At 66.9% G+C, this 26,405-nt stretch carries 23 protein-coding genes; 9 read left to right on the top strand and 14 right to left on the bottom strand.

What is annotated here, in order from left to right:
• Window positions 1-224 precede the first annotated feature (224 nt).
• Window positions 225-1,679 (top strand): cryptochrome/photolyase family protein, encoded by a 1,455-nt coding sequence (locus tag ABIB42_RS21000; RefSeq protein ID WP_273161907.1) that lies wholly within the window; start codon window positions 225-227, stop codon window positions 1,677-1,679.
• Here ABIB42_RS21000 and ABIB42_RS20995 read toward each other — a convergent pair.
• The 6 genes from ABIB42_RS20995 to ABIB42_RS20970 form a co-directional block, all read right to left on the bottom strand.
• Entirely contained in the window at window positions 1,669-6,939 is a 5,271-nt protein-coding gene (locus ABIB42_RS20995; protein ID WP_429248942.1) for an Hpt domain-containing protein, read from the bottom strand. The genes ABIB42_RS21000 and ABIB42_RS20995 overlap by 11 nt on opposite strands.
• Before the next feature lie 7 nt (window positions 6,940-6,946).
• On the bottom strand, window positions 6,947-9,220 hold the full coding sequence (locus ABIB42_RS20990) for a methyl-accepting chemotaxis protein (RefSeq protein ID WP_429248941.1): 2,274 nt from the start codon (window positions 9,218-9,220) through the stop codon (window positions 6,947-6,949).
• 60 nt (window positions 9,221-9,280) lie between these two features.
• On the bottom strand, window positions 9,281-9,826 hold the full coding sequence (locus ABIB42_RS20985) for a chemotaxis protein CheW (RefSeq protein ID WP_273161912.1): 546 nt from the start codon (window positions 9,824-9,826) through the stop codon (window positions 9,281-9,283).
• Window positions 9,823-10,209, bottom strand: a complete 387-nt coding sequence (locus ABIB42_RS20980) for a response regulator (protein ID WP_273027882.1) — start codon at window positions 10,207-10,209, stop codon at window positions 9,823-9,825. The genes ABIB42_RS20985 and ABIB42_RS20980 overlap by 4 nt, the downstream gene beginning before the upstream one ends.
• A gap of 24 nt (window positions 10,210-10,233) precedes the next feature.
• Window positions 10,234-10,629 (bottom strand): response regulator, encoded by a 396-nt coding sequence (locus ABIB42_RS20975; RefSeq protein WP_005665305.1) that lies wholly within the window; start codon window positions 10,627-10,629, stop codon window positions 10,234-10,236.
• 163 nt (window positions 10,630-10,792) lie between these two features.
• Window positions 10,793-10,945 (bottom strand): rubredoxin, encoded by a 153-nt coding sequence (locus tag ABIB42_RS20970; protein ID WP_040775196.1) that lies wholly within the window; start codon window positions 10,943-10,945, stop codon window positions 10,793-10,795.
• Between the two features lie 98 nt (window positions 10,946-11,043).
• Between ABIB42_RS20970 and thiD the strand changes: the two genes are divergently transcribed.
• Together thiD and hemL are read left to right on the top strand one after the other, a co-directional pair.
• Window positions 11,044-11,853 carry a bifunctional hydroxymethylpyrimidine kinase/phosphomethylpyrimidine kinase gene (gene thiD, locus ABIB42_RS20965; RefSeq protein WP_219861325.1) on the top strand — a complete coding sequence of 270 codons (810 nt, stop codon included), beginning with the start codon at window positions 11,044-11,046 and terminating at the stop codon, window positions 11,851-11,853.
• A gap of 44 nt (window positions 11,854-11,897) precedes the next feature.
• Window positions 11,898-13,196, top strand: coding sequence for a glutamate-1-semialdehyde 2,1-aminomutase (gene hemL, locus ABIB42_RS20960; RefSeq protein ID WP_005665299.1), 1,299 nt, complete (start codon window positions 11,898-11,900; stop codon window positions 13,194-13,196).
• A 57-nt stretch (window positions 13,197-13,253) separates the two neighbouring features.
• Here hemL and corA read toward each other — a convergent pair whose 3' ends face one another.
• The 8 genes from corA to mpl all read right to left on the bottom strand — a co-directional run bounded on the left by corA (window position 13,254) and on the right by mpl (window position 21,525).
• Window positions 13,254-14,219 carry a magnesium/cobalt transporter CorA gene (corA, locus tag ABIB42_RS20955; protein ID WP_005665296.1) on the bottom strand — a complete coding sequence of 322 codons (966 nt, stop codon included), beginning with the start codon at window positions 14,217-14,219 and terminating at the stop codon, window positions 13,254-13,256.
• 102 nt (window positions 14,220-14,321) lie between these two features.
• Window positions 14,322-15,038 carry a monofunctional biosynthetic peptidoglycan transglycosylase gene (gene mtgA, locus ABIB42_RS20950; protein ID WP_005665294.1) on the bottom strand — a complete coding sequence of 239 codons (717 nt, stop codon included), beginning with the start codon at window positions 15,036-15,038 and terminating at the stop codon, window positions 14,322-14,324.
• 2 nt (window positions 15,039-15,040) lie between these two features.
• A complete protein-coding gene (gene aroE / locus ABIB42_RS20945) occupies window positions 15,041-15,868 on the bottom strand; it encodes a shikimate dehydrogenase (RefSeq protein ID WP_184236912.1) in 828 nt (275 codons plus the stop codon).
• Window positions 15,865-16,722, bottom strand: a complete 858-nt coding sequence (locus ABIB42_RS20940) for a TonB C-terminal domain-containing protein (RefSeq protein ID WP_071361387.1) — start codon at window positions 16,720-16,722, stop codon at window positions 15,865-15,867. Before ABIB42_RS20940 ends, aroE begins: the two co-directional genes overlap by 4 nt.
• Before the next feature lie 202 nt (window positions 16,723-16,924).
• Window positions 16,925-18,967, bottom strand: a complete 2,043-nt coding sequence (locus ABIB42_RS20935) for a ribonuclease catalytic domain-containing protein (RefSeq protein WP_429248940.1) — start codon at window positions 18,965-18,967, stop codon at window positions 16,925-16,927.
• Between the two features lies 1 nt (window position 18,968).
• Entirely contained in the window at window positions 18,969-19,559 is a 591-nt protein-coding gene (locus tag ABIB42_RS20930) for a chorismate--pyruvate lyase family protein (protein WP_429248939.1), read from the bottom strand.
• Window positions 19,556-20,158, bottom strand: coding sequence for a YqiA/YcfP family alpha/beta fold hydrolase (locus tag ABIB42_RS20925; RefSeq protein WP_429248938.1), 603 nt, complete (start codon window positions 20,156-20,158; stop codon window positions 19,556-19,558). Before ABIB42_RS20925 ends, ABIB42_RS20930 begins: the two co-directional genes overlap by 4 nt.
• The gene (gene mpl, locus ABIB42_RS20920) at window positions 20,155-21,525 is read right to left on the bottom strand and encodes a UDP-N-acetylmuramate:L-alanyl-gamma-D-glutamyl-meso-diaminopimelate ligase (RefSeq protein WP_184236899.1); all 1,371 of its coding nucleotides are present in this window, start codon (window positions 21,523-21,525) and stop codon (window positions 20,155-20,157) included. Before mpl ends, ABIB42_RS20925 begins: the two co-directional genes overlap by 4 nt.
• 86 nt (window positions 21,526-21,611) lie before the next feature.
• On the opposite strand from mpl, the gene ABIB42_RS20915 reads away from it, so the two are divergent.
• The 6 genes from ABIB42_RS20915 to prmA all read left to right on the top strand — a co-directional run bounded on the left by ABIB42_RS20915 (window position 21,612) and on the right by prmA (window position 26,400).
• A complete protein-coding gene (locus ABIB42_RS20915; protein ID WP_005665287.1) occupies window positions 21,612-22,238 on the top strand; it encodes a hypothetical protein in 627 nt (208 codons plus the stop codon).
• Between the two features lie 14 nt (window positions 22,239-22,252).
• Window positions 22,253-22,810: a TlpA family protein disulfide reductase gene (locus tag ABIB42_RS20910; RefSeq protein WP_184236896.1), complete on the top strand. Its 558-nt coding sequence runs from the start codon at window positions 22,253-22,255 to the stop codon at window positions 22,808-22,810.
• A gap of 131 nt (window positions 22,811-22,941) precedes the next feature.
• A complete protein-coding gene (gene aroQ / locus ABIB42_RS20905) occupies window positions 22,942-23,373 on the top strand; it encodes a type II 3-dehydroquinate dehydratase (RefSeq protein ID WP_005665284.1) in 432 nt (143 codons plus the stop codon).
• 96 nt (window positions 23,374-23,469) lie between these two features.
• Entirely contained in the window at window positions 23,470-23,937 is a 468-nt protein-coding gene (gene accB, locus ABIB42_RS20900; protein ID WP_208281321.1) for an acetyl-CoA carboxylase biotin carboxyl carrier protein, read from the top strand.
• Between the two features lie 115 nt (window positions 23,938-24,052).
• Complete coding sequence (accC, locus tag ABIB42_RS20895) at window positions 24,053-25,453, top strand: acetyl-CoA carboxylase biotin carboxylase subunit (RefSeq protein WP_429248937.1); 1,401 nt, start codon at window positions 24,053-24,055, stop codon at window positions 25,451-25,453.
• Window positions 25,450-26,400, top strand: a complete 951-nt coding sequence (gene prmA, locus ABIB42_RS20890) for a 50S ribosomal protein L11 methyltransferase (protein WP_429248936.1) — start codon at window positions 25,450-25,452, stop codon at window positions 26,398-26,400. Before accC ends, prmA begins: the two co-directional genes overlap by 4 nt.
• The last annotated feature ends 5 nt before the right edge of the window (window positions 26,401-26,405 follow it).

Below are 26,405 nucleotides of genomic sequence, written 5' to 3'. Positions count from 1 at the left end.
ATCGGTAGAGTTTTGCCAACTTTGCTTTTTTTCATACGGATACTCTCAAAAGGCGCACTCTTGCGTTAAACATGATCGACTGCCAACGTTCTGCAGCACAACGTTACGCTTTTCCCTAGTTTACACCCATTTGGCCGGAGGACCCTCGGAAGCATCACGACACGCACACCATGGTCCGATCCTAGACAGTAAAATCTGCTCCCGCCTTGACCTCGCACACAGTGATGAATTTGAGCAAGTCTTTAGTCTGGTTCCGGCGCGACCTGCGCGCATTCGACCACGCCGCCCTGCACCACGCCTTGCGCTGTTCGCAACAGGTGTACTGCGTCTTCGTGTATGACACCGATATTCTCGACGGCTTGCCGCGCGACGATCGCCGCCTGCGTTTCATTCACGCCAGCCTGGCCAGCCTGGATGAGGAATTGCGTCGTCTTGGAGGCTACCTCATCGTGCGCCACGGCAGCGCCCGGGATGAGGTGGTGGCGCTGGCGAAGGCACTCGATGTTGATGCAGTGCATGCCTGTACCGATTATGAACCGCTCGCGATCGCGCGCGATGACGAGGTCGCGCGGCTGCTGGCGGCGCAAGGCCGCGCCTTCCATACGTACAAGGACCAGGTCATCTTCGAGAAGGATGAAGTGCTGACGCTCGCGGGACAGCCGTACTCGGTGTTCACGCCCTACAAGAACGCCTGGCTCAAGCGGCTGGCGGCCCATCCCGAGACGCTGGCGGCGTATCCGGTCGACGCGTTCGCGCATGCGTTCGCGCCGCCAGTCGCGACCTCGGCCCTGCCCGCGCTGGAAGACATCGGTTTCGAGTCCGGCGAAGCGCCGCTGCCGGCCGGGATGGACGGGGCCGAAGCGCTGTTCGAGGCCTTCGTGGAAGACATCGCCGACTACGGCCGCGCACGCGATTTCCCGGCCGAGGACGGCACGTCGAGGTTATCGACGCATTTGCGTTTCGGCACCACCTCGATCCGCCACCTGGTGCGCACGGCGCAGCAACTGACGCTGTCGGGCGCGGGCGGCGCCGGCGCCTCGGTATGGCTGTCCGAACTCATCTGGCGCGATTTCTATGCGATGGTGCTGGCCCGGCACCCGCACGTGGTCGAGCGGTCGTTCAAGCCGGCCTTCGACGCGGTGCAGTGGGACGACGGTCCTGACGCCGACGAGTTGTTCGCCGCCTGGTGCGAGGGCCGCACCGGCTATCCGCTGGTCGACGCGGCCATGGTGCAGCTGAACACGACCGGCTTCATGCACAACCGGCTGCGCATGGTGACGGCCAGCTTTCTCACCAAGGACCTCGGCATCGACTGGCGCCGCGGCGAAGCGTATTTCGCCTTGCAGCTGAACGACTACGAGATGGCGTCGAACAACGGCGGCTGGCAGTGGGCGGCGTCGACCGGCTGCGATGCCCAGCCCTGGTTCAGGATCTTCAATCCGGTGACGCAGTCGACGCGTTTCGACGCCCGCGGCGAATTCATCCGGCGCTACCTGCCGCAATTGCGCAAACTGGATGCGAAGCAGATCCACGCGCCGTGGCAGGTCAAGCCCGAGGCGCTGGCCGAGCGCGGCGTGGTGCTGGGCGAGGATTATCCGGCGCCGGTCGTGGACCACGACGCGGCGCGCAGGCGCACGCTGGAGCGGTTTGCGGTGGTCAGGAAAAGCGTCAGCGTTTGAGCAGCTCTTCGATCGCCGCCAGCAGCACCGGCTCCTGGTACGGCTTGCCGTAATAGGCGTTCACGCCCAGCCCCAGCGCCACGTTGCGGTGCTTGTCCGCCGTGCGCGAGGTGATCATGATGATCGGGATGTCTTTGGTGGCCTCATTGCCGCGCACATTGCGCGTCAGGTCGAAACCATCCATGCGCGGCATCTCGATGTCGACCAGCATCAGGTCGGGCGCGCCCTGCCCAATGAGTTCGAGCGCCTCGACGCCGTCCTTGGCCAACTGCACGCGATAGCCTTCGCGTTCCAGCAGGCGCTGGGTCACGCGGCGCACCGTCAGCGAGTCGTCGACCACCATCACGGTCGGGCGCCGCACCTGGCGCGCCACTTCCTTCTTCACCTGCGCGGCGGCCTGCGGCTGCTGCGCCAGTGCCAGCGGATCGAGGATCAGGACGATCTCGCCCGAGCCCAGCACCGTCGCGCCGGCGATGCCCGGCACCCGCGACAATTGCGGGCCGATGTGCTTGACCACCACCTCGCGGTTGCCCAGCACCTCGTCCACGCGCAGCGCGATGCGGCCGGCGCCGCCGCCCAGCACCAGCACCGGCGTCGAACGCTGGCGCGCCGTCCGCTCTTCGTCATCCTCGCCCAGCAGGGCAGGCAGCGCATGCAACGCCAGCGCGGCGCCGGCCAGCGAGATACTGCCGGCCTCGATCGCCGCCGCCAGGTCCAGCTCACGCACCTGCTCTACCCGCTCGACCAGGGTCGAGGGCACCGCATGCGTGCGCCCGCCGGCCGTCACCAGCACCACCTGGGCGACGGCAAGCGTCAGCGGCAGCGTGATCGTGAAGCGCGCGCCCTGCCCCGGCTCGGACACGACCGCCACCCGTCCGCCCAGCGCCTGGGCTTCGGAACGCACCACGTCCATGCCGACGCCGCGGCCGGCCAGCTCGGTCAGCGTGTCCGCCGTCGAAAAGCCCGGCTCGAAGATCAGTTCGGTCACGTCCTGGTCGGACACGGCGTCTTCCTCGGCCAGCAGGCCGTTCTCGAGCGCCTTGGCGCGGATGCGTTCCAGGTCCAGGCCGGCGCCGTCGTCGCCGAACACGATCAGCACTTCGTTGCCGTGCTGGCTGACCTGCACCAGCAATTCTCCCGTCTCCGCCTTGCCCGCATCCTGGCGCGCCGCGCGCGGCTCGATGCCGTGCACGATCGCATTCCTCAGCAGGTGCTCGAACGGCGCGGCCATCTGTTCCAGCACGCCGCGGTCGATCTCCACGGCGCCGCCGCGGATGTCGAGGTTGACGCGCTTGTCGGTTTCCTTGGCGGTCTGGCGGGCGACGCGGAACAGGCGTTCCGACAGGCTGGCGAACGGCACCATCCGCACCCGCATCAGGTCGCGCTGCAGGTCGCGCGTCATGCGCGCCTGGCTGGCCAGTTCCTCGTTGGCGCCGTCGACCGTGCGCGCCAGGCTTTCCTGGAACGAGGCGACGTCGTCGACGCTCTCGGCCAGCATGCGCGTGAGTTCCTGCAGGCGCGTGAAGCGGTCGAATTCGAGCGGATCGAATTCGCGTTCGCCCGAGATCGACAGCTTCGATGCGATCTGCGATTCGGCCTGCATCTCGATCTCGCGCAGCTGGCGCCGCAGGCGCGCCACGTTGTCCGAGAAGTCGCCCAGCGAACCCTTGAGCGCGCCCATCTGGTTTTCCAGGCGCGAGCGCGTGATCGACACCTCGCCGGCCTGGTTCATCACGCGGTCGAGGATGTCGGCGCGCACCCGCACCAGCGGCGCGCGGGCCGGTTCAAGGGCCGGCGGCGTGTGCGCCCGCGCCCGCTTCTGCTCCTGTGTCTGCGCCGGTGCGGCGTCCGCTGGCGCCGGTTGCTGCAAGCCCTCGAACAGCAGCAGCGCCGCGTCGTAGTTGGCCAGCAGCTCGTCGAAGGCGGTGGCCGGCAAGGTCGAGGTGCCGGCGTGGACCATGTTCTCGATCTGGGTTTCCAGCTCGTGCGCGTGCTGGCCCAGGCGCATCGCGCCGGCCATGCGCGCGCTGCCCTTGACCGTATGCAGGTCGCGCTGCATGCCCTGCGCGATCGCGGTATTGCCTGGCTCTTGCTGCCACTGGCGCAGGTCGTGGCCGATGCGCGGCAACAGGTCCGCCGCCTCTTCCAGGAACACCGGCAGCAGGTCCGGGTCGATCTCGTCGGCATAGCTGGCGCCGACCAGTTCGGGTTCGGGCTCAGGCTCGGGTTCGGCCAGCACCGCTTCGTCCGGGGTCACGGCCACGAAATCGGCGTCCGGCGCGGCGTCCGGCGCGGCATCCTGGGCCTGCGGCGCCGCCTGATCGAGTTCCGGCGCGGCGAAGGTGTCGTCGAGGAAGGAATCGAACAGGTCGTCGACGTCGTCCGTCGCGGCCGGCTTTGGCGCGGCCGGCGGCGCCGGGCGCGCTTCGAAGGCAGGCGGCGCGGCCAGCAACTGCTCGTAGGCGGCCGCGAACAGCGCGTCGAGCTGGCTGGCCAGGGCCGGATCGGCCTCGCCATACAAGGCCGCTGCCTGCTGGCTGGCCAGGCGCTCGCGCAGCGCCGCCAGCTGTTCCGCCAGGTCGGGCTGGCTTGGGGCCAGCTCGCCCAGGGTGAACACCTGCAGCATGGTGCGCATGCGCGACAGGGTCGAATCGAACAGGTCGAACTGGCCGTCCTCGAGCTGCGTGCCCGGCGCCGCCAGCTTCTCGAGCGTCGTCTCCAGCTCGTGCGCGAGGTCGCGCAGCGAGGTATAGCCGACCGTGGCCGAGGTGCCGGACAAGGTATGCGCCGCCGTCACCGCGTCGTGCACCACCTGTTTGTCCAGGCCGCAGCGCAGCGCGTCGAAGCCCTGTTCGAGGGTGGCGCACAGGGTCTCGGTCTCGCCCAGATAGACGTCGTGCAGCGCCTGCGGGATGGCCAGGTCGCCGACGCGCTTCACGCCATCGTCGCCCGGCATGGCCAGCGGCTCGTCGAGCAGCGGAATGTCGTCGAGCGCCGGCGTGTCGATGATGTCGTCCAGCACCAACGGCTCGTCGCTCGGTGGCTCGAACTTCAGTGGCTCGAACTTCAGCGGCTCGAACGGCCCGCCCTCCTGCACCCGCGCGGCGGCGGCGATCAGCGCCGCGCCATCGCGTTCCGGCAGGAGGCCGGCGGCCAGCTCGGCCACCCAGGCATCGAGTTCGGCATAGGCATGGGCCAGCAGGGCCAGCAGGTCGGCGGTGGCCGAACGGCCGTCGGCCAGCCACACGTTCATCACGCGTTCGATGGCGGCGGCGGTGGCGCCAAAGGCCTCCAGGTCCACCATGCGGCTGCTGCCCTTGAGCGTATGGAAGCCGCGGCGCAGCTGGGTCAGGATTTCCTGGTTGGCCGGCTCGTCGGCCGCGCGCGGCAGGGTCTCGACCACGAAGGCCAGCACTTCCTGCGCCTCGGCGATGAAGATGCCGAGCAGTTCGGCGTCGACGCCGTCCGCGGCCTGCGCCGTCTGCGCCGGCATATCCACAGGCGCGGCCTCGGCCGGCGCCGCGACGAACTCGAACGGCAGCTCGCGCAGCAGGAGCTTATCAAGGTCGAAGGTGAAGCGGCCGCGCGCGGCCTCGCTGTCCTGGGCCAGCAGGTCGGCGAAGAAACCGAGCGCGCCGATGTTCTGGGCGATGTTGTGCAGCGACGCGTGCTGGTCGGTCACGTCGGCCTCGCTGGCGGACAGCAGCCGCACCGCTTCCTCGACGTGGCGCACGGCCAGCACCGCCTGGTCCTGGTCGAGGATGGCGAACGCCCCCTGCAGCTGGTGCAGGATCGGCGTCGCCTGCCCGAGCACCTGGCGTTTCGAGGGGTCGTCGTAGTAGTCGTCGAGCAGCTTCTCGATCTGGCGCAGGCCCGCCTTGACCTCGTTCGCCAGCACGGCCACGGTCTGGCCCTGCTGGATCTGGCGCGCCAGCTCGCCCTGCCAGTGCGGGGCGTCGGGCGGCGTCTCGCCGGCGGCCAGCGCCAGCAGGCGCGCGCCGACGGCTTCGGCATTTTCCGAGAAATCGTCGGGCAGCTGGCGCAGCTGGTCCAGGCCGTTCTCGACGAACAGCATGGCGGCCGCCATCTCGAGCCCGAACTGGTCGTCGCGGCCCGACTGCACCGAATCGCTGGCCGCGCGGCCCAGCTCGCGCAGCAGCTGGGCCAGCGCCGGGGCGCCCAGCTTTTCGCTGGCGCCGGCCAGGCGCGCCAATGCGTCGTTGAAGTCGTGTTCGACGTCAAGGTCAGGCTCGCCCTCGCCGGCGATGCGGTCCCAGTCCAACTTGGTGCGGGCCAGCGCTTCGCGCGCCTCTTGCAGGGCTTGCGGGTCGAGCTTGCCATAGCGGCGCTCGGCATAGTCGGGCGGCACGGCGCCGTCCAGGCCCAGGGCCTGGCGCAGCGCGCGCGCCTGCGGCCCCGGTTCGCGCGCGGCGGCGATGAAGAACAGCGCGTCGCGCAGCATCGCTTCGGGCGCATCCATCTCGCCCTTGGCCAGGCGCCGCAATTGCAGGTTGATTTGACCGAACAGCTGCTTGATGTACAGATCGCTCTCGACCTGGCCGTCGGCCACCACGGTGGCGAAGGCATGCATCGCCTGCCAGAACAGGCGCGCGCGAACATCCTCTTGCGCGGCGCCGATCGGCGCGATGGCCGCCACCAGGTCGGCGGCATGAATCTGGCGCCCGGCGTCGTCCTCGGCCTTCAGGTAGGGCAGCAGGGCTTTTTCGAAACGGCTTCGGCAGGCCGCGACATCGACCTGGCCGTCACCTTCCAGCGCGGGCAGCTCGGGCGGCGTCGACAGGTCGAGCGGCATCAGGTCGGATGGATGCACCTTGCGCTCGCCCTGGCGCTCGACCATGTCGCGGTAATACGGGAACAGGCGCGCGGGCTGTTGCGGCATGCCGGCCAGCAGTTCGTCGAGGTATTCGCCGAGCGCCCCGAAGGCGTCCAGCACCACCTGCACGCTATCCACGGTGCATGGCAGGCTCCCATCTTTGAACCCGTCCAGCACCGCCTCGGCCGCGCCGGTGTACACCCCGACGCCTTCGACGTCGACCAGTTGCAGGGCGCCGTGCGCCTGGTGCAGGTGGGTCTTGGCGTGCAGCAGCAGGGTCGGCTGGGCTTCTGGCGAACGCCCGGCGGCCTCGCGCAATGCGGTCGACGCGCGCGCCAGGGCATCGCGGATTTCGCCGATGACCCAGGACAGCGGGCCGGTGTCGAAGTTGCTGGAGCGTTGCAAGGTCGGGCTCAGGGTTGCCATGGGCCGCTCAGGATACCACGCGGAAGCGCGACACCGAATCCTTGAGCTCCTGGGCCAGGGTGGCCAGTTCATGAATCGACTGTGCGGTCTGGCGCGTGCCCTGCTGGGTATGCTCGGTCACCGACAGGATCTCCTGCATCTTGTCGGCCACGCCGGTTGCCTTGCTGGCCTGGCGCTCGGTGGCGTGCGACATGTCCCCGATCAGTTCACCGAGGCGGTTCGACACGCGCGAGATGTCCGACAGCGCGGCGCCGGCGGCGTCCGACAGGCGCGCGCCCTCGACCACGCCCTGGGTCGATTTTTCCATGGCCGCCACCGCGTCGTGGGTGTCGGTCTGGATGGTGCGCACCAGCGCGCCGATCTGCTTGGCCGCCTCGCCCGAGCGTTCCGCCAGGCGCTGCACCTCTTCCGCCACCACCGAGAAGCCGCGACCGGCCTCGCCGGCCGATGCGGCCTGGATCGCGGCGTTCAGCGCCAGCACGTTGGTCTGCTCGGTAATGTCCGAGATCAGCTCGGTGATCTCGCCGATCTCCTGCGACGATTCGCCCAGGCGCTTGATGCGCTTCGAGGTTTCCTGGATCTGCTCGCGGATCTCCTGCATGCCGCGAATCGCGTTCTGCACCGCGGTCGCGCCCTGCTCCGCCGCCGCCACCGACTGGCGCGCCACGTCGGCCGATTCCAGGGCCGAGCGCGACACGTCGGTGATCAGGCCGGCCAGGCGCATGGTGGTGCTGGACGCGTCCTGGATCTCGCGCGACTGCCGCTCGGCCGCGCCCAGGAGCTCGGTCGAGACCTGCTGCGCGCCGTTCGAGGCGCGCGCCACCTGTTCCGAGGTCTTGATGACGCGCACCACCAGCTCGCGCAATTCCTCGACCGTGTAGTTGACCGAGTCGGCGATCGCGCCGGTGATGTCTTCCGACACCGTGGCCTGCACCGTCAGGTCGCCGTCCGCCACCTCTTGCAGCTCGTTCATCAGGCGCAGGATCGCGGCCTGGTTCTGGTCGTTGGTGGCCTTGGCTTCTTCTTCCTTGGCCTGGGCCAGCTGGCGCATCGTTTCCGCTTCGCGGCGGCGTTCCTCGGCGGCGCGCGCACGGGCGGCGGCGTCCTGCAGCATGGTGCGCGAGATGCCCAGCGCCGCGACCAGGGTGAACAGGGCGGCGGCGACCGTCAGCCAGAACCAGCCGCTGGCGCCGGCCTGGTCGCGCTGGTAGTCGTGGTGCAGCTCCGCCAGCATGACGCGCAGCTGTTCGCTGTCGCGCGAGATCACGCGCTCGGCGGCGCGCGCGCTGGCGTAGTTGGTCAGGTTGCCCAGCAGCGGGGTGATGGTCTTGACGTACTCGTCGAAGCTGTCGCGGGTGCGCGCCAGGCGCATGCGCTGTTCGAGATCGGTCAGCGGCGCCAGCCCCAGCTTGCCGCCGCCATCGAGCAGGCCGTCGATGATCGCGCTCAGCGACTCGATGTCGCCCATGATGTAGGTCACCGCGTTCTGGGCCGAGCCCGGGGTGGTGAAGGTCTGGGTGCCGGCCGACAGGCGCTGGGCCAGCGACTGCATGCTCAGCGCCGCCACCTGGCGCCGGGCGTCGCTCGACGCGTCCTTTTGCAGGCGCTCGGCGATCGCGGTCAGCTCCGGCCCCACTTCTTCATACTGGCGCAGGCTGACGCCGAAGGCCAGCAGGTTGCGCTTGTTGGCGATGATGCTGGCGGCCGCCCTGGACGAGGCGTTCCACAGCACGATCGCCTTTTGCAGCTCTTGCGCGCGCGCTCCGCTGGCGGCCGGGATGCGCCCGGTCGGCGACTGGCCGCCGCGCGCCAGCAGGTCCAGTTCGCGGCCCAGCTGGGCGCGGCTGTCTTCGAGCTGGTCGAAGGCGGCGGCGTCGCCGCGCAGCGCGATCGGCGCGGCCTTGGCGAAACGCTGGGAGTGCATCACGGCGTCGCCGGTCACCTGGCTCTGGCCGGCCAGGCGGGCGTCAAACGCCGAATTCTGCCAGGCCGCCAGCATGGTCAGCAGCACGCCGCCCACGAAGGCGCCGAGCAGCAGGTTCAGGCGGCTGGGCTGGAACTGCGCGCCGATCGGGACGGCGCGCAGGTCGTCGGCGCTTTCCGCCGCCATCGCCTCGCTCGCGCTGCGGCTGCGAAAGCCCCCGAGCCGGCGCGCGGCCGCGGCGGCCGAACCGCCCGCATCCGGATGCGGCGCCGAAGGGGATTCGCCGGCCGGCGCCGGCGCCAGGGCGGCGTCGCCCTTCGCGAAGAAGTTCGTGGTCAGTTTCGAAGCGAATCCCATTGCTGCTCCCTGTTCCTGCTGTAAGTGTGGTTGTTGTTAGCGTGCGAGTTAGGCTGCGAGTTAGCCTGCAACCCGCAGGAAACGCTCTTCCCGCACCAGCGCCGCCAGCGACAGCGGCGTCCATGTGTTGCCGTCGGCGTCGCGCAGGACGTCGCCCACGCGCTCCATCGCGCCGGCCTGGCGCAGTCCGTGGACGTTCGAGGCCAGCAAGGCGCAGTTGAAGCCGAGATGCGGTGCGAACACCACCAGGCGCGGCGTCGCGGGGCCATCGGGCGATGCTTCCTCGCCCAGGTAGCGCGCCAGGTCGATCACGCCCAGCAGGCTGCCGCGCACATTGGCCAGGCCCAGGTACCAGGGCTGGGTCAGCGGAACGACGGTCAGGGGCGCGGGGGAGACGATCTCGCCGACCTCGAGCAGGTCGACCAGGTAGCGCGTGGCCCCGATCGCCAGGCCCAGCTGGCCGGCATTGCCGCCGGCGCCGGTGCGGGCCGCCTGCATCTTTTCCAGCAGCTGCTCCTGGTACAGGCGCAGGCGGGTACGGCGCGCCGCGGGATCGCGCCGGCCGCTCTCTTCACGCTCCTTGCCGTCGCCCGCCGCGCTGGTCATGCGCTCACGCCGCCGGCGGTCGCCACGGCCGCGATGCTGGCCAGCAGGCGCTCGGGATCGACCGGTTTGACCAGGTAGTCCCTGGCGCCCTGGCGCAGGCCCCAGATGCGGTCGGTTTCCTGGTTCTTGCTGCTGCAGATGATGACCGGCAGCGCCGCCAGCTCCGGATCGCGCGCGATGGCGCGCGTCACCTGGAAGCCGTTACTGCCCGGCATGACCACGTCCATGAGGATCAGTTCGGGGCGCTCGGCGCGGATGCGCTCGATCGCTTCGTCGCCATTCACGGCGGTGCTGACGGCAAAGCCGTTCTTCACCAGGATGTCGGTCAGGTACAGGCGTTCGGTCGGGGAATCGTCGACGATGAGGATCTTGTTGATGGCCACTTACGGCTCCGGCTCGTATGGATGTCAGTCCTGGGGCATGGCGTGCTCGCGCACGGCCGCCAGCAGGCTGTCTTTGGTAAAGGGTTTGGTGAGATAGGCGCTGGCGCCGACCATCGCGCCGCGCGCGCGGTCGAACAGGCCATCCTTGGACGACAGCATCAGCACCGGCGTCGCGCGAAAGCGCGCGCTCTTCTTGATCAGGGCGCAGGTCTGGTAACCGTCCAGGCGCGGCATCAGAATGTCGCAGAACACCAGCGCCGGATGATGGTCGTTGATCTTGGCCAGGGCGTCGAAGCCGTCATCGGCCAACACCACCTGGTAACCGGCCTGGTTCAGGAAAATCTCGGCGGAGCGGCGGATCGTGCTGCTGTCGTCGATCACCATGATGGTCAGGGCCGTGGATTGCGGCGATGTCGTCATTTTCGTTTCACTTCGGCTTGAAGCGCCACGATAGCACAGCGCATCTTTCTTGTGCGCAAAGTGTTGCAGGGAGTCAACTACTCCCTGATATGGCATCCCGGGAGTGGACGAGATGCCATTAGCAAGCTGATCACATTGTGATCTTTATTGCATGATTATTGCTTCAGATTGCCGTCATCTCGAAGTCGTCCTTGCGCGCGCCGCACTCCGGGCAAGTCCAGTTCATCGGTACGTCGGCCCAGCGCGTGCCGGGAGCGATGCCATCGTCGGGTGCACCGACAGCCTCGTCATAGACCCAGCCACAAATCAGGCACATCCAGGTCTGGAAAGGCGCGGTGGATTCGGTACTCACAGTATTGGTCCTTGTATCTAGTAAAATGTGGAATCGGAATCCGGCATCTTAATCTACCCGACGTGCAAAACCAAACGTTCCCCCTCATCCTGAGCTTCGGCGTCTGCGATCCCGTCGGCGCCATCGGCGTGCAGGCGGATTGCGCCGCGTTCGCCGCCCTCGGATGCCACGGGCTATCGGCCATCGCCGGCCTGCTGGTCGCGGACAGTGCCCGCATCGAGAATATGTACGAGCTCGACAGCGACTGGATGGCCGAGCAGGCGCGCACCTTGCTGGAAGACATGCCGATCGCCGCCTTCAAGGTCGGCGCCGTCGGCTCGGCCCTGCACCTGGCCGCGATCGCCGAGATCGTGTCCGACTACCCGGACGCGCCGCTGGTCCTCGACCCCTTCCTGTCGGCCCTGCCCGACGCCGGCCTGGGCGACGAGGAAATGCTGTCCGCGCTGCGCTCGATCCTGGCGCCGCAGGCCACCGCCCTGATCCTGTCCCAGTCCGAACTGGGCCGCATGGCCGAGCTGTGGCGCGATGGCGCCGAGCGCAAGGACGGCGACCTCGAAGAAGACGTGGCCGAGCTTACCTCGAGCGGCCTGCACTACGTGCTGGTGACCGGCAGCCGCGACGAACACGGCGGCTGCTCGAACCGCCTGTACGACGCCGGCGGCGAAGTCGCGCGGGTCGACTGGCAGCACCTGCCCGGCCCCTTCCTGGGCGCCGGCAACACCTATTCGGCGGCCTTCACCGCCTGCCTGGCGCGCGGCATGGACGCGCCGCAGGCGCTGGCCCTGGCTCAGGAATACACCACCGGCGCGCTCGAGCATGCGCAGCGCTTCGGCATGGGCAAGTTCATTCCCAGTAAATTCTTCCGTCCCTAGCCCCGCTGCGCGGACGGGTTCTTTTCAATCACGAAGCAGCCATCATGACCACTGAACAATCCACCTCGCGCAACGACATCCTGTTCGCCCGCGCCCAGCAATCGACCCCTGGCGGCGTCAATTCTCCGGTGCGCGCCTTCCGCTCGGTGGGCGGCACCCCGCGCTTCATCGAGCGCGCCCAGGGCCCGTATTTCTGGGACGCCGACGGCAAGCGCTACATCGACTACATCGGCTCCTGGGGCCCGGCCATCCTCGGCCACGCCAGGTCCGAAGTGGTCAAGGCGGTGCAGGCCGCTGCTGCTAACGGTCTATCTTTCGGCGCGCCGACAGAAGGCGAGATCGAGATCGCCGAGGAAATCTGCCGCCTGCTGCCGTCGATCGAACAGGTGCGCCTGGTCTCGTCCGGCACCGAGGCCACCATGAGCGCACTGCGCCTGGCGCGCGGCGCCACCGGCCGCGACAAGATCGTCAAGTTCGAAGGCTGCTACCACGGCCACGCCGATTCGCTGCTGGTGAAGGCCGGCAGCGGCCTGCTGACCTTCGGCAACCCGACCTCGGCCGGCGTGCCGGAAGACTTCGTCAAGCACACCCTGGTGCTCGACTACAACAATGTCCCGCAACTGGAAGACGCCTTCGCCTCGATGGGCGACACCATCGCCTGCGTGATCGTGGAGCCGGTGGCCGGCAATATGAACCTGATCCGCGCCACCCCGGAATTCCTGCAGCGCATGCGCGAACTGTGCACCGAGCATGGCGCGGTGCTGATCTTCGACGAGGTGATGTGCGGCTTCCGCGTGGGCCTCGAAGGCGCCCAGGGCATGTACGGCATCACCCCCGACCTGACCGCGCTGGGCAAGGTGATCGGCGGCGGCATGCCGGTGGCGGCCTTCGGCGGGCGCGCGGACCTGATGCAGAAGATGGCCCCGATCGGTCCGGTGTACCAGGCCGGCACGCTGTCGGGCAACCCGGTGGCGGTGGCGGCCGGCATGACCACCCTGAAGCTGATCCAGGAAGAAGGCTTCTACGAGCAGCTGACGGCGACGGCCGACCGCCTGGTGACGGGCCTGACGGCGGCCGCGCAGGAAGCCGGCATCGATTTCTGCGGCGACTCGGTGGGCGGCATGTTCGGCTTCTACTTCTCGAAGGACGTCCCGTCCAGCTACAGCGAGATGATGGCGGGCGACAAGGAGCGCTTCAACCGCTTCTTCCACGGCATGCTCGAAGAAGGCGTGTACTTCGCGCCGGCCATGTTCGAAGCGGGCTTCGTGTCGATCCAGCACGACGACGCCGTGATCGACGCCACGATCGAGGCTGCGCGGCGCGTGTTCAAGCGCATCGGCTAAGCACGCTCGACGCAAAACAACACGGCGCACCGAGGTGCGCCGTTTTTCATTGCCGGATTACTTCAACCAGCCGCGCCGGCGGAAGTACAGCAGCGGCGCCACCGCGCTGGCCGCCATCAGGGCGATCGCGAACGGATAGCCGAAGCGCCAGTTCAGTTCCGGCATCAGGGCGAAGTTCATGCCGTACAGGCTGGCGATCAGGGTCGGCGGCAGGAAGGCGACCGAGGCCACCGAGAAGATCTTGATGATCTTGTTCTGGTTGATGTTGATGAAGCCGACGGTGGCGTCCATCAGGAAGTTCACCTTGTCGAACAGGAAGGACGTGTGGCCGTCGAGCGACTCGATGTCGCGCAGGATCTGGCGCGCTTCCTCGAACTGGTCGGAGTTGAGCAGCCGGCCGCGCATCAGGAAGCTGACCGCGCGCCGGGTATCCATCATGTTGCGGCGGATGCGGCCGTTCAAGTCTTCCTCGTGGGCGATGGCGTTCAGCGCGGCGGCCGCGTCCTGGTCGGTGAATTCCTTCTGCAGCACGCGGGTCGAGACTTCTTCGAGGCTTTCGTAGATGCCTTCCAGCGCGTCGGCCGAATATTCGGCGTCGGTCGCGTACAGGTCGAGCAGCACGTCCATATAGTCTTCGATCGAGCCGGGCCGCGAACGCGCGCGCATGCGCACCAGGCGGAACACGGGCAGGTCGTCGTTATGGACCGAGAACAGGATTTTGCCGGACAGGATGAAGGCCACCGTCACCACCCGCGACGGGCCGTCTTCTTCCTCGAGCAGGAAGTCGGTGCGCAGGTGCAGGTCGCCGTTTTCGGCCTCGTAGTAGCGCGCCGAGGCTTCGATGTCCTGGACTTCGTCCTCGCCCGGCAGGGTCACGCCATACCTGGCCTTGACCCAGGTGCGCTCTTCCTCGTCCGGGTCGGTCAGGTCGACCCACACCGGCGCGACGTTCTCCAGGTCTTCCCGGGAAGCGATCGTTGCCTGGTTCAGGCGGCCATTCTGTAGGACAAATACGTTGATCATGCGCTGGGGTCTCGTTCGCTATTTTCTGGCCGGGGGGAGAAAAATTAGCGCAAGTGTAACCGCTCGCCGTGCACTGAGCCAACTCAGTAACGACATTTCGCGTCAAGGCACCTCGGCGAAGCGCATCTGGCGCAGGATGGCGTTGGTGCGCCGCTGCAGGTAACTGGTCGAGCGGTGCTTGTCGTAATAGCGCGGATTGGGCAGCATCACCGCCAGCCGGGCGGCCTGGGCCGGGCTCAGATTGGCAGCCGACGTCTTGTAGTAGTAGCGCGCCGCCGCCTCGGCGCCGAACACGCCGCGCCCGAATTCGACCACGTTCAGGTAGAGCTCGAGGATGCGCTCCTTGCTCATCACCGTTTCCAGCATATAGGCAATCACCAGCTCCTGGCCCTTGCGGAACATGCTGCGCGAGCCGGACAGGAACAGGTTCTTGGCCAGTTGCTGGGTGATGGTCGAGCCGCCGCCGACCACCTTGCTGCGCCGCTGGTTGCGCTCGTAGGCGCGTTCGATCGCTTCCCAGTCCACGCCGCCATGCACGCTGAAGTTGGCGTCTTCCGAGGCCACCACCGCGCGCTTCAGGTTGCGCGAGATGCGTTCGTACGGCACCCACTGGTGCTTGAGGGTCGCGTCCGGATTCTTTTCGCGCAGCTGGGACAGCTGTTCACGCATGAAGCTGGTCGAGCCGGGATTGAACTGGGAATACCAGCACACCATGGCGAAGAAATACAGCTGGACCAGCAGCACCAGCAGCAACGGGGCCAGGAAGATCCACTTGATCCAGCGGCGCCCGGTCGGCGCGGCCTTGCGCGACTTGGCCATGGTCAGCCTGCCTGGCGCATCGCGGCCAGCACGGCGTTCGTCTCCGGCCGCACGCCGCGCCACAGCAGGAAGGCCTCGGCCGCCTGCTCGACCAGCATGCCCAGGCCGTCACGCACGGTCGCGCCATGGCGCGCGGCGAATGCCATGAACACGGTCGGCTCCTTCCCGTACATCATGTCCAGCGCCAGCACGCCGGGGCCAAATACCGATGGCGGCACCGGCGGCACGTCGGCCGCCAGGCTGGCCGAGGTGGCGTTGATGACGACATCGAAGCCGCCTTCCACGTCGGCGAAGCCGCTCACGGCCAGTTGCTGCGCGTGCGCCGCGAAATCGGCCGCCAGCCGTTCGGCGGTCGCCAGCGTGCGGTTGGCGATGACGATCTGGCGCGGGTTTTCCGTCAGGAGCGGCAGCAGCGCGCCGCGCGCGGCGCCGCCGGCGCCCAGTAGCAGGATGCGTTTATCGGCCAGCGACACGCCGGCATTGCGCACGATGTCGGCCACCAGGCCGGGGCCGTCGGTGTTGTCGCCGACGATCTCGCCGTGTTCGAAGATCAGGGTGTTCACGGCGCCCGCCGCCTGGGCGCGCGGCGCCAGCCGGGTCGCCAGCCGCGCCGCGTCGAGCTTGAACGGCACGGTGACGTTGGCGCCCCGATAACCTTCGGCGACCAGGCGCCGCACGGTGGCCTCGAAGCCGTCCAGCGGCGCCAGGCAGCGCTCATACGTCAGTTCCTGGCCGGTCTGCTGCGCGTAGGCGGCGTGGATCTGCGGGGATTTGCTGTGGGCGATCGGATTGCCGATGACGCAATATTTATCGGTCACAGGGCGGCTCATTTGGCGGCTTCTCCAAGGGTTGCCTGCATCTTGTCCTCACGGGTGAAACGGAAACGGGTGAACACTTCCCACAGGTCGTCCTTGCCCTGGGTGCGCATATTGGCCGGGAAGGCGCCGAACGGGGCCGAGCGGCGCACGATCTCGAGCGCCGCCTTGTCGAGGGCCGGATTGCCCGAGCTGCGTTCGACGCGCGGGCCGCCATCGCCCAGGTACAGGGTGCCGTCCTGGAACACGGGGATGTAGACCACCAGATCGCCATACAGCTTGCGGCCGGCCTGCTGCGGGAAATTCAGCGTGCCGACTTCCTCGATGCGCTTTTGCATCGCCTTGTAGTACAGCGCGTAGCCGACCTGGCGCGTGCTGGGCGTGATTTGCGTGCGCTTGGGGCGGCGGTTTTCTTCTTCGATGCGCTCGAAGATCTCGGCGCTGGTGCGCGAAATGGCGCGCGCGGTGTCGATGTTGTCGCTACCCGTGCGGGTCGGATCGGGCTTGTCGCGCTCGGTCACCGGCGGGGCGGTGAAATTGCCGCCGCTGCGCGCGCGCGTCAGCACGTTCTGCTGCAGGCGCTCGAGTTCGGCGATGCGGCGCTGCAGGGCCTTGATGCTGTCGCCGTCCTCGACCTTGCGCAGGTCGGGCAGCGGCGACTTGGCGCGGCCCGCCTCCGCCGTCCCGCCACCGTCCAGGTTGGCCTGGGCCAGCGCGTCGGCCTTGGCTGGCGCCCGGTCGTGCCTGGCATTGACCAGCACCACTTCCAGTCCCGGATCGGCCGGCTGGTGGCGAAACGCCTCTGGCGCGGCGAAGCGCAGCGCCAGCAGGCCCGCGTGGGCTGCCACCGATACGGCCAGGGCGATCATCAGGGGACGGTGTTGGAGAAAGGACTTCACGCGCTACGGGTGGCCTGGTGGGGCAATTGAATCAGAGAATTGATCCATTCTAACCCGGCGCGAACGGATGAGGGAGGCCGAACAATGCGGAGGATGCGGAACGTGGTTGCTTCGATAACAGGTGTGGTGAACGGTGCAACCGTCCACCACGGTCCGCATATCATTCCACCTATTATTGCGCCGACGCCGGCGCCGGCTGCGGCGCATCGCCGGTATCGACCGCCGCCACCGCGCCTTCGGCCTCGACCACTTCGGCCACCGCCGCTTCGCCGGTGTCCGCTTCTTCCTCGTAGTCGAGCGACGCGTCCGGTTCGGCCGACGCCACCTCGAGCAGGCGCGCTTCGAGCTGCAGGTCGATCTCGTCCCAGCGCACGATGTCGAGTTTCACCTGGGCGCCGCGCGCCACCTGGGGCATGCCGGTCAGGCGCACCACCAGCGGCACGTCGACCAGGCGCACCAGTTCGTCCTTGAGCACGACGGCGTCGGCCTGCTTCACGTTCTCCTGCCCCAGCCAGCGCAGGCACCAGTAGCGCTCCATGTTCTGCTGGAAGTCGTTATACGCCGAATAGGCCGCGTCGAAGCTCGAGACGATCGCGAACAGGGTCGCATCGCGGTGTTTAAAGGGAGCCACCAGCGGCGCCGTCACGCCGTGCTCGGCGGCGGCCAGGATCTGCCACTGGTTGACCAGGTCGGTGTAGCGGCGCAGCGGCGAGGTGCTCCAGGCATACTGGTCCACGCCCAGGCCCTGGTGCGGCGCCGCGTGCGTGACCATGCGCACCTGCATCTTGGCGGCCCAGCCGCCGGCGCCCGGCGTCTGCGAACGGTAGATGCCGGGCACGCCCGAGTCGTGCAGCAGCTTGCCCCAGGTGCTGTTGGCGAAGATCATCAGCTCGGCCACGATCTTGTCCAGCGGTGCGCCGCGCTTGCGGCGCACGATCGAGACCACGTCGTCCTCGACGTAGAAATTGAAGTCGACCCGGTTCGCCTGTTCCGGCTTGAGGCCGAAGGCTTCGCGCTTCTTCATGCGGCCCGCTTCCAGCTGCAGCGCCCACTTCCACAGCAGGCCCAGTTCGTCCTTGTGCGGATAGTCGCCCGCGCCGCTCTCGAGCGTCTCTTCATTGACCACGTGATCGAGGTCGTTGTGGCGCAGGTTGTTCTTGATCGGCACGCGCTCGGCGCGGGTCGTGGTCGACTTGAGGCTCCAGTCGCTCGGATCGAGCACGGCGTACAGCGACAAGGCCGGGCAATCGTTGCCTTCCGCGAGGGTGAAGGCGTTGACCACCTCGTCCGGCAGCATGGTGATCTTGTCGCCCGGCATATACACGGTCGACATGCGCGCGCGCGCGATCTTGTCGATCGCGTCGTCCGGGCGGATGCCCAGGCCCGGCGCGGCGATGTGGATGCCGACCTGCACGCTCCCGTCATCCAGGCGCACGACCGAGAAGGCGTCGTCGATCTCGGTGGTGGTGACGTCGTCGATCGAGAAGGCGGCAACATTGGCCAGCGGCAGGTCGCCCGGCGCCTTCGGGATCTCCACCGGCGCGAAACCTGCGCCGCGCGGGAAGTGCTCGAACAGGAAGCGGCCCATGTGCAGCTCTTTCGGCGAAGCCAGGCCGCCGACGTCCAGCATCAGGCGCGGCGCGCTGGTCTGCAGTTCGCCGGCCGCCGTCTCGAAAGCCTTGTATTCGATGGTGTTCTTGTCGGGCTTGAACAGCAGCTGGTGCACGATCTGCTGCATCGAAGCGGGTAGCTTGCCCGCCTTCAGCTCTTCCACATAGCCGGCCTGGACGATGGCCTGCTGCTTTTTCTTTTCGATGCCGGCCAGCGCGGCCTTGAGCGACTGTTCCGGCGCCGCCTTGTAGCGGCCACGGCCCTTCTTGTAGAAATAGATGGGGGAGCCATGCAGGGCCAGCACCAGGCCGGCGGCTTCGTGCGGCAGCGGCGCGTGGCCGAAGTATTCGGCGCCCAGCTCGGCGAAGCCGAATTCTTCCTGTCCCGCGACTTCCCACAGGAAGTCGAGATCGACATCAAGAACGATCGCCTTGGCCGCATCCAGCAAGGCTTGGGGCTCGGGCTTGTCGAACTGCAGCAGCACGTCGCGCGTCTTGACCTTGGTGCGCTTACCGCTCGGCATCTCCACCTGGTAGGCCTCGCCCGCTTGCGACAGGATGGCGCCGACCTTGAAGTCGCCCGATTCCTCGAAAAATACGTTCATATTAAGTAATGTTCTTCATGGTTGCAGCCGCTCCCAGGTCCAATACCGCGGGCAAGAATACCTCGGTGACCAGGAGCAGGCCTTGACGGCGGCGATAGACGCAGCGCCGCGCGTAATAAATAGTCGTGTCGGCGCCGCCTTGCCTGCCGAGCGCCGCGTGCGCGCGGCGCACCAGCGGATGGTCGGCAGACAGGCGCGCGAATTCCAGTTGTCCACGCCGTACCAGCGGATCGTAGAACAAGGTCGTGCCCAGCGAGCGCTCGCCCAGCGCCGAGAACAGCGGCCAATCGGCGGCATCGCAATCCATCGGCACCACCGTGTGGGCGAACACCACCGGCGCGCCGTCGCACTCCAGCAGCACTTCGCGTTCCCAGGCCCGCCGTGGATGCGCCAGGCCGATCGCCTGCGCCTCGTCCGCCAGGCAGGTGGCGCTGCGCTGGTGCAGGCGGCGCACCCGGAACGCGGCGCTGCTGGCCACCAGGCGCGCCGTCAGCGAACCTGGCGTGACCAGCCAGTCGTGCATGCCTTCCGGCGCGCGCACCGCGCGCGCATGCGGCTGCCATGCAGCCAGGCGTAACGATTTGCCCCTCACTGCGCCGCGTCCACCGGCGCAAAACCGCAAAACGCCAGCACCTCGTCCACATACTGCGGGAACTCCGGGATCGCATGGTCGCTGCCCTCGATCACGTGCTGGCGCGCTCCCGCATAGTGGGCCACCATGTCGCGGTAGTCCAGCACTTCGTCGCCGGTCGCGGCCAGCAGGAAGTACCGCTCCGGACGGGTGATATTCGCCACGCGCAGCGCCTGCAGCTCGCCGATGTACTCCTGGCGGAATTCGAACGGCTCGTCGGAATGCCAGGCGGTGGTCACGCCGACATGCTTTTCCAGGTTGCGCGTCGGGTCGACCGCAGGATTGATGACGACCGCGCGCACGCCCAGGCGCTCGGCCAGCCAGCATGCATAAAAGCCGCCCAGCGAAGAGCCGACGATGGCGAGGTCGTGAGGCGCGTGGCGCTCGGCCAGCTCCAGTGCAAGATCCATCGCCGCCTTCGGCGAGGCCGGCAGCTGCGGGCAGATCAGGCGCTCCTTCATGCCGGCCTGCGCGAGCTTGTCCTGCACCACGCGCGCCTTGAACGAACGCGGCGAGGAGCGAAAACCGTGCAGATACAGCAGATAGGGATTGGCCGTCATGGCGCCAGCGCGTCCAGCAGTTTCTGGTGCACGCCGCCAAAGCCGCCATTGCTCATCACGAGGATGTGGTCGCCCGGCTGCGCTTGCTGCACGATGGCCTGCACCATATAGTCGATCTGGTCGAAGCTGTGCGCAATCTTGCCCAGCGGAGTCAAGGCGTCGGCCAGCGACCAGCCCAGCGCCTGCTGGCTGCCGAAGCCGAACACCAGGTCGGCATCCTTCAGGCTGCCCGGCAGCGCATCCTTCATGGCGCCCAGCTTCATCGTGTTCGAACGCGGCTCGAGCACGGCCAGGATGCGGCCGCCCGTTCCCAGCTTCTGGCGCAGGCCGCCGACCGTCGTGGCGATCGCCGTCGGATGGTGGGCGAAATCGTCGTACACCGTAATATCGTTGACGACGCCGCGCACTTCCATGCGCCGCTTGACGTTCTGGAAACGCGCCAGCGACGCGATCGCCTGGGCGGTCGGCACGCCGACGTGGCGCGCGGCGGCGATCGCGGCCAGCGCGTTCGAGCGGTTGTGCTTGCCCGTCAGGTCCCAACCCACGGTGCCCTGAAATTCTCCCTTGAACAGGACGTCGAAACTGGCGCCGCCCGGATGCTCGACCATGGCCCAGTCGACGCCGTCGGCCGAACCGAAGCTTTCCTTGTCGCTCCAGCAACCGCGTTTCAGCACGCGGCCGAGCGACGCTTCATCGCCATTCACGACCAGCCGGCCCACGCCCGGCACGGTGCGCACCAGGTGGTGGAACTGGGTTTCGATGGCGCCGATGTCGGGGAAGATGTCGGCGTGGTCGTATTCCAGGTTGTTCAGCACCGCGGTCTTGGCATGGTAGTGCACGAACTTGCTGCGCTTGTCGAAGAAGGCGGTGTCGTATTCGTCGGCCTCGATCACGAAGAAGTCGCTTGGCTGGTCGCCGTGCAGGCGCGCCGACACGCCGAAGTTCATCGGCACGCCGCCGATCAGGAAGCCCGGCGCGTAACCCGCGTCTTCCAGGATCCAGGCCAGCATCGACGTGGTCGTGGTCTTGCCGTGCGTGCCGGCCACGGCCAGCACCCATTTTTCGCGCAGAATATGTTCGCCGATCCACTGCGGGCCCGAGACGTAGGGCAGGCCGCGGTTCAGGATCTCTTCGATCAGCGGATTGCCGCGCGTCATGACATTCCCGATCACATACAGGTCGGGGTTCAGCGCCACCTGCTCCGGGCCATAGCCCTGGATCAGTTCGATCCCCTGGGCTTCCAGCTGGGTGCTCATCGGAGGATAGACGTTGGCGTCGCAACCGGTCACGCGGTGACCCGCCTCCTTGGCCAGGACGGCCAGGCCGCCCATGAAGGTGCCGCAGATGCCGAGGATATGAATGTGCATGGAAAGTTCTAGCCAGGAATGAATGGACGAATACGCGATTCTACCCGAGCCGCTGTCATTTTCCGTTCAAGAGTATGATCCCAGGCATGATGCCGAATCTGAATACCGATCTCCTCCAGTTGCGTAACGAGATCGCCCTGCTGGCTGCGCGCCTGGTCGCGCAGGACGGCGCCGATCTCGATACCGCCCGCCGCAAGGCCGCCCGCCAGGTGCTGGGCGTCACCCCTTTGAAACCGAATATGCTGCCCGACGACGGCCAAATCGAGGACGAGGTGCGCAAGTACCTGGCCCTGTTCGGTGGCGCTGCCCACACCGAGCGCCTGGCCCACCTGCGCGCGACCGCGCTGCAGGTGATGGAAGCGCTGGCCGACTTCAATCCCTATCTCACCGGCGCCGTCCTCAACGGCACCGCAGGCGCGCACGACGACATCCACCTGCAGCTGTTCGCCGACAGCGCCAAGGAGGTGGAAATCTACTTGCTCAACCGTAATGTTAATATCGACATTTCGGAAACCCCGCATTTCAAGGGGGGCCGCCATGCCCCGGTCGAAACCGTGTCCTTCCCATGGATGAAGGAAACGGTGCATGCCGAACTGTATGAATACCAGGACCTGCGCGGCGCGCTCAAGCCGCGCGCCGACGGTCGGGCGCAGCGCATCGACATGGCCGGCCTGCGCGCACTGATCGCCGCTGGCGAGCAAAACGGAAACTGAGTGGAAGCTGACGAATGAACAAGAAACATCTGGCCGCCTACGCGGCAGTCGCCGCGCTGTTCGGCGTGATGGGCGCCCTGGTGGCGGTCTACAAGAAACCGGCCCCGGCAACGCCGACCACCGTCGCCCGCGACGGCCAGGTCACCAACCCCGCCGTCAACCTGTATGCACAGTCGCTCAACGACCTCGAGGGCAAGCCGCAGCCGCTGGCCCAGTGGAAGGGCAAGCCCTTGCTGGTCAATTTCTGGGCCACCTGGTGCGGTCCCTGCGTGCGCGAGATGCCCGAACTGGCGCACCTGGCGAGCGAGGACGGCGGCAAGCGCTTCAACGTGATCGGCATCGGCATCGATTCGCCCACCAATATGAGTGAATTCGCCGCCAAGATGAACGTCACCTATCCGCTGTACGTCGGCGGCATGGGCGGCACCGAACTGTCGCGCGGATTCGGCAATACGAATGGCGGCTTGCCGTATACCGTGCTGATCGGCGCCGATGGGCAAGTGATCAAGACTTATCTGGGCGAACTGAAGTTCGATGAATTGCGCGCCGACCTCGCCAAACTCGACTCCTGATCCGGAAAATTACGAACGATCGTACGATTGATAATGCCGCCAACTTCTCCTATCGACTGGCAATTTTACTGCTTGCCAATAGCTGAGCTAGGCGGCACAATGCCTGACTTTCGGGCAACCAGACTCTCACCATGGCGAAAAAGCTACTGCTGCTGAACGGCCCCAACCTCAATCTATTGGGGACGCGGGAACCGGCGGTGTACGGCACGACTACCCTGGCCGACATCGAACAAGCTGCAGTCGCACAGGCCAGCCAGGCCGGCGCGGCTCTGGAATATTTCCAGAGTAACCATGAGGGAGCGTTGATCGACCGCATCCATGCCGCGCGTAGCGAAGGCGTGGATTTCATCGTCATCAACCCTGGCGGCCTGACCCATACCAGCGTAGCCCTGCGCGATGCGTTCGCCTCGGTGGCCATTCCCTTCGTGGAGGTGCATATTTCGAATATCCACCAACGCGAGTCCTTCCGGCACCACTCTTATTTGTCTGGAATCGCGCGCGGCGTGATCTGCGGACTGGGGGCGGACGGATATCGGTTTGCCATCGACTTCGCACTTAAATAGCGTTAATCTACGTCAACTTCATGTAACAGCGGCCGCGCGACCCATTTCCGACGCTGCGGCCTGCTCTCTAAAACGAATAATTCCAAGGGGTTTCACATGGATCTACGAAAACTCAAGACTTTGATCGACCTGGTCGCTGAATCGGACATCGCCGAACTGGAAGTGACCGAAGGCGAAAGCAAGGTTCGCATCGTCAAGTCGTCCGCAATCCCGCAGAACCAGATGGTCATGCTGCCGCACCAAGGCGTGCAGCAATACTCGGCGCCTGCCGCTGCCCCTGCTGCCGCGCCTGCGCCGGCAGCCGCGCCGGCCGTCGCCGCCGAACCGACCGGCCACGTGGTCAAGTCGCCGATGGTCGGCACCTTCTACCGCTCGTCCGCGCCTGGCGCCGCCGCCTTCGTCGAAGTCGGCCAGAGCATCAAGGAAGGCGATACCCTGTGCATCATCGAAGCGATGAAGCTCCTGAACGAAATCGATGCCGACGTCTCCGGCACCGTCACCAAGATTCTCGTTGAAAACGGCCAGCCGGTCGAATTCGGCCAGCCACTGTTCGTGATCGGCTGATCTGCTTCTCCAAGCCGGCCCGCGCCCACGACGCGCGCCGCCGGCTCACCCATGACGTGTCCGGCGCCGCCTGTTCTCTCAGCCGCGCCGGTTTTCACTGAATACCGGACCTACCATGTTTGAAAAAATCCTCATCGCCAACCGTGGTGAAATCGCGCTGCGTATCCAGCGCGCCTGCCGCGAGCTGGGCATCAAGACGGTCGTCGTCCACTCCGAGGCCGACAAGGACGCCAAGTACGTGAAACTGGCGGACGAATCGGTCTGCATCGGACCGGCGCAATCGACCCTCAGCTACCTGAACATGCCCGCGATCATCAGCGCGGCCGAAGTGACCGACGCCGAAGCGATCCACCCGGGCTATGGCTTCCTGTCCGAGAACGCCGACTTCGCCGAGCGCGTCGAAAAGTCCGGCTTCGTCTTCATCGGCCCGCGTTCCGACTCGATCCGCCTGATGGGCGACAAGGTCTCGGCCAAGCAGGCGATGATCCGCGCCGGTGTGCCGTGCGTGCCGGGTTCGGACGGCGCCCTGCCGGACGATCCGAAGGAAATCGTGCAGACCGCGCGCCGCATCGGCTACCCGGTCATCATCAAGGCCGCCGGCGGCGGCGGTGGCCGCGGCATGCGCGTGGTGCATACCGAAGCCGCGCTGCTCAATGCCGTGCAGATGACCAAGACCGAAGCCGGCACCGCCTTCGGCAATCCGGAAGTCTATATGGAGAAGTACCTGGAGAATCCGCGCCACGTGGAGATCCAGATCCTGGCCGACGAACACAAGAACGCCGTCTGGCTGGGCGAACGCGACTGCTCGATGCAGCGCCGCCACCAGAAGGTGATCGAGGAAGCGCCAGCGCCGGGCATCCCGCGTAAACTCATCGAGAAGATCGGCGACCGCTGCGCCGAAGCCTGCCGCAAGATCGGCTACCGCGGCGCCGGCACCTTCGAATTCCTGTACGAGAACGGCGAGTTCTACTTCATCGAGATGAACACCCGCGTCCAGGTCGAGCACCCGGTCACCGAGATGATCACCGGGATCGACATCGTGCAGGAGCAGATCCGCATCGCCTGCGGCGAGAAGCTGCGTTTCCGCCAGCGCGACATCATGCTGTCGGGTCACTCGATCGAGTGCCGCATCAATGCCGAGGATCCGTTCAAGTTTACCCCGTCGCCAGGCCGCATCACCGGCTGGCATCCGCCGGGCGGCCCTGGCATCCGTGTCGATTCGCACTCGTATGCGGGATACTATGTTCCACCTCACTACGACTCGATGATCGGCAAGGTAATTTCGTACGGTGCGACCCGTGAGCAAGCGATCCGCCGCATGCAAATCGCGCTCTCCGAAATGGTGGTCGAAGGTATCCTCACCAATATTCCGCTGCATCGCGAACTGATGGCCGACGCCCGCTTCATCGAAGGCGGCACCAATATCCACTACCTGGAGCAGAAACTGGCCGCCAAGCCCGACCTGCCGAAGGAAACGGCGCTCGGCGCCAAATCGGAAGCCAAGGTACAAGAATGAGCTGGACTGAAGTCGTCATCGAGATCGCCCGCGACCACGCGGAAGCGCTGTCCGACGCCCTGATGGAAGCCGGCGCGCTGTCGGTGTCCGTCGAGGACGCCGACGAAGGCACCGAAGACGAAAAACCCCTGTTCGGCGAGCCGGGCATGGAGCCGACCCAGGCCGCCTGGGACCACAGCCGCGTCGTCGCCCTGCTGGAGGCCGACGCCGACCAGCTGGCGATCGTCACCGAGGCCGCGCAGGCGGTCAGGCTGGCCGTCGTGCCGGCCTTCACCACCCGCAAGGTCGAAGACGCCGACTGGGTGCGCCTGACGCAATCGCAGTTCGAGCCTATCCACATCGGCAAGAACATCTGGGTCGTGCCGAGCTGGCACGAGGCGCCCGATCCATCCGGCCTGATCCTCGAACTCGATCCGGGCCTGGCCTTCGGCACCGGCAGCCATCCAACCACCCGCCTGTGCATGGAGTGGCTCGAGGCCCATCCGGCGCCGGGCAAGTCGGTGCTGGACTACGGCTGCGGCTCGGGCATCCTGGCGATGGTGGCCAAGAAGCTGGGCGCGCAAGACGTCGCCGGCGTCGACATCGATCCGCAGGCGATCGAGTCGGCGCGCGCCAACGCCGAGCGCAACGGCGTCGAGATCGACTACTACCTGCCCGACACCTTCGCCGCGTCCGGCAACGAGCGTCATGCGGGCGGCAAGTTCGACATCGTGGTGGCCAACATCCTGTCGAGCCCACTGAAGCTGATGGCGCCGATGCTGGCCGGCCGCGTGGCCGACGGCGGCAACCTGATCCTGTCGGGCGTGCTGGCGCGCCAGGCCGAAGAAGTCGCCGCCGCCTACGCACCTTTCATCAAGCTGGGCGTCTGGGCCGAGCAGGACGGCTGGGTCGCCCTTCACGGGACGCTCGGCCAGGACAGCGCGCCGCCGCCCCGCACTGGCGGCTAGGCAGG

The organism is Massilia sp. UYP32 (genome assembly GCF_050434365.1).
Classification (GTDB): Bacteria; Pseudomonadota; Gammaproteobacteria; order Burkholderiales; family Burkholderiaceae_D; genus Telluria; species Telluria timonae.
This window is presented reverse-complemented; position numbering and strand designations above follow the sequence as displayed.

Excerpts from the sequence above, each read along its gene's own strand:
- ABIB42_RS21000 (WP_273161907.1), top strand. The coding sequence starts at position 225 with ATGAATTTGAGCAAGTCTTTAGTCTGGTTCCGGCGCGACCTGCGCGCA.
- ABIB42_RS20995 (WP_429248942.1), bottom strand. The coding sequence starts at position 6,939 with ATGGCAACCCTGAGCCCGACCTTGCAACGCTCCAGCAACTTCGACACC.
- ABIB42_RS20990 (WP_429248941.1), bottom strand. The coding sequence starts at position 9,220 with ATGGGATTCGCTTCGAAACTGACCACGAACTTCTTCGCGAAGGGCGAC.
- ABIB42_RS20985 (WP_273161912.1), bottom strand. The coding sequence starts at position 9,826 with ATGACCAGCGCGGCGGGCGACGGCAAGGAGCGTGAAGAGAGCGGCCGG.
- ABIB42_RS20975 (WP_005665305.1), bottom strand. The coding sequence starts at position 10,629 with ATGACGACATCGCCGCAATCCACGGCCCTGACCATCATGGTGATCGAC.
- ABIB42_RS20970 (WP_040775196.1), bottom strand. The coding sequence starts at position 10,945 with ATGTGCCTGATTTGTGGCTGGGTCTATGACGAGGCTGTCGGTGCACCC.
- hemL (WP_005665299.1), top strand. The coding sequence starts at position 11,898 with ATGACCACTGAACAATCCACCTCGCGCAACGACATCCTGTTCGCCCGC.
- corA (WP_005665296.1), bottom strand. The coding sequence starts at position 14,219 with ATGATCAACGTATTTGTCCTACAGAATGGCCGCCTGAACCAGGCAACG.
- mtgA (WP_005665294.1), bottom strand. The coding sequence starts at position 15,038 with ATGGCCAAGTCGCGCAAGGCCGCGCCGACCGGGCGCCGCTGGATCAAG.
- aroE (WP_184236912.1), bottom strand. The coding sequence starts at position 15,868 with ATGAGCCGCCCTGTGACCGATAAATATTGCGTCATCGGCAATCCGATC.
- ABIB42_RS20940 (WP_071361387.1), bottom strand. The coding sequence starts at position 16,722 with ATGATCGCCCTGGCCGTATCGGTGGCAGCCCACGCGGGCCTGCTGGCG.
- ABIB42_RS20935 (WP_429248940.1), bottom strand. The coding sequence starts at position 18,967 with ATGAACGTATTTTTCGAGGAATCGGGCGACTTCAAGGTCGGCGCCATC.
- ABIB42_RS20925 (WP_429248938.1), bottom strand. The coding sequence starts at position 20,158 with ATGACGGCCAATCCCTATCTGCTGTATCTGCACGGTTTTCGCTCCTCG.
- mpl (WP_184236899.1), bottom strand. The coding sequence starts at position 21,525 with ATGCACATTCATATCCTCGGCATCTGCGGCACCTTCATGGGCGGCCTG.
- ABIB42_RS20915 (WP_005665287.1), top strand. The coding sequence starts at position 21,612 with ATGATGCCGAATCTGAATACCGATCTCCTCCAGTTGCGTAACGAGATC.
- ABIB42_RS20910 (WP_184236896.1), top strand. The coding sequence starts at position 22,253 with ATGAACAAGAAACATCTGGCCGCCTACGCGGCAGTCGCCGCGCTGTTC.
- aroQ (WP_005665284.1), top strand. The coding sequence starts at position 22,942 with ATGGCGAAAAAGCTACTGCTGCTGAACGGCCCCAACCTCAATCTATTG.
- accB (WP_208281321.1), top strand. The coding sequence starts at position 23,470 with ATGGATCTACGAAAACTCAAGACTTTGATCGACCTGGTCGCTGAATCG.
- accC (WP_429248937.1), top strand. The coding sequence starts at position 24,053 with ATGTTTGAAAAAATCCTCATCGCCAACCGTGGTGAAATCGCGCTGCGT.
- prmA (WP_429248936.1), top strand. The coding sequence starts at position 25,450 with ATGAGCTGGACTGAAGTCGTCATCGAGATCGCCCGCGACCACGCGGAA.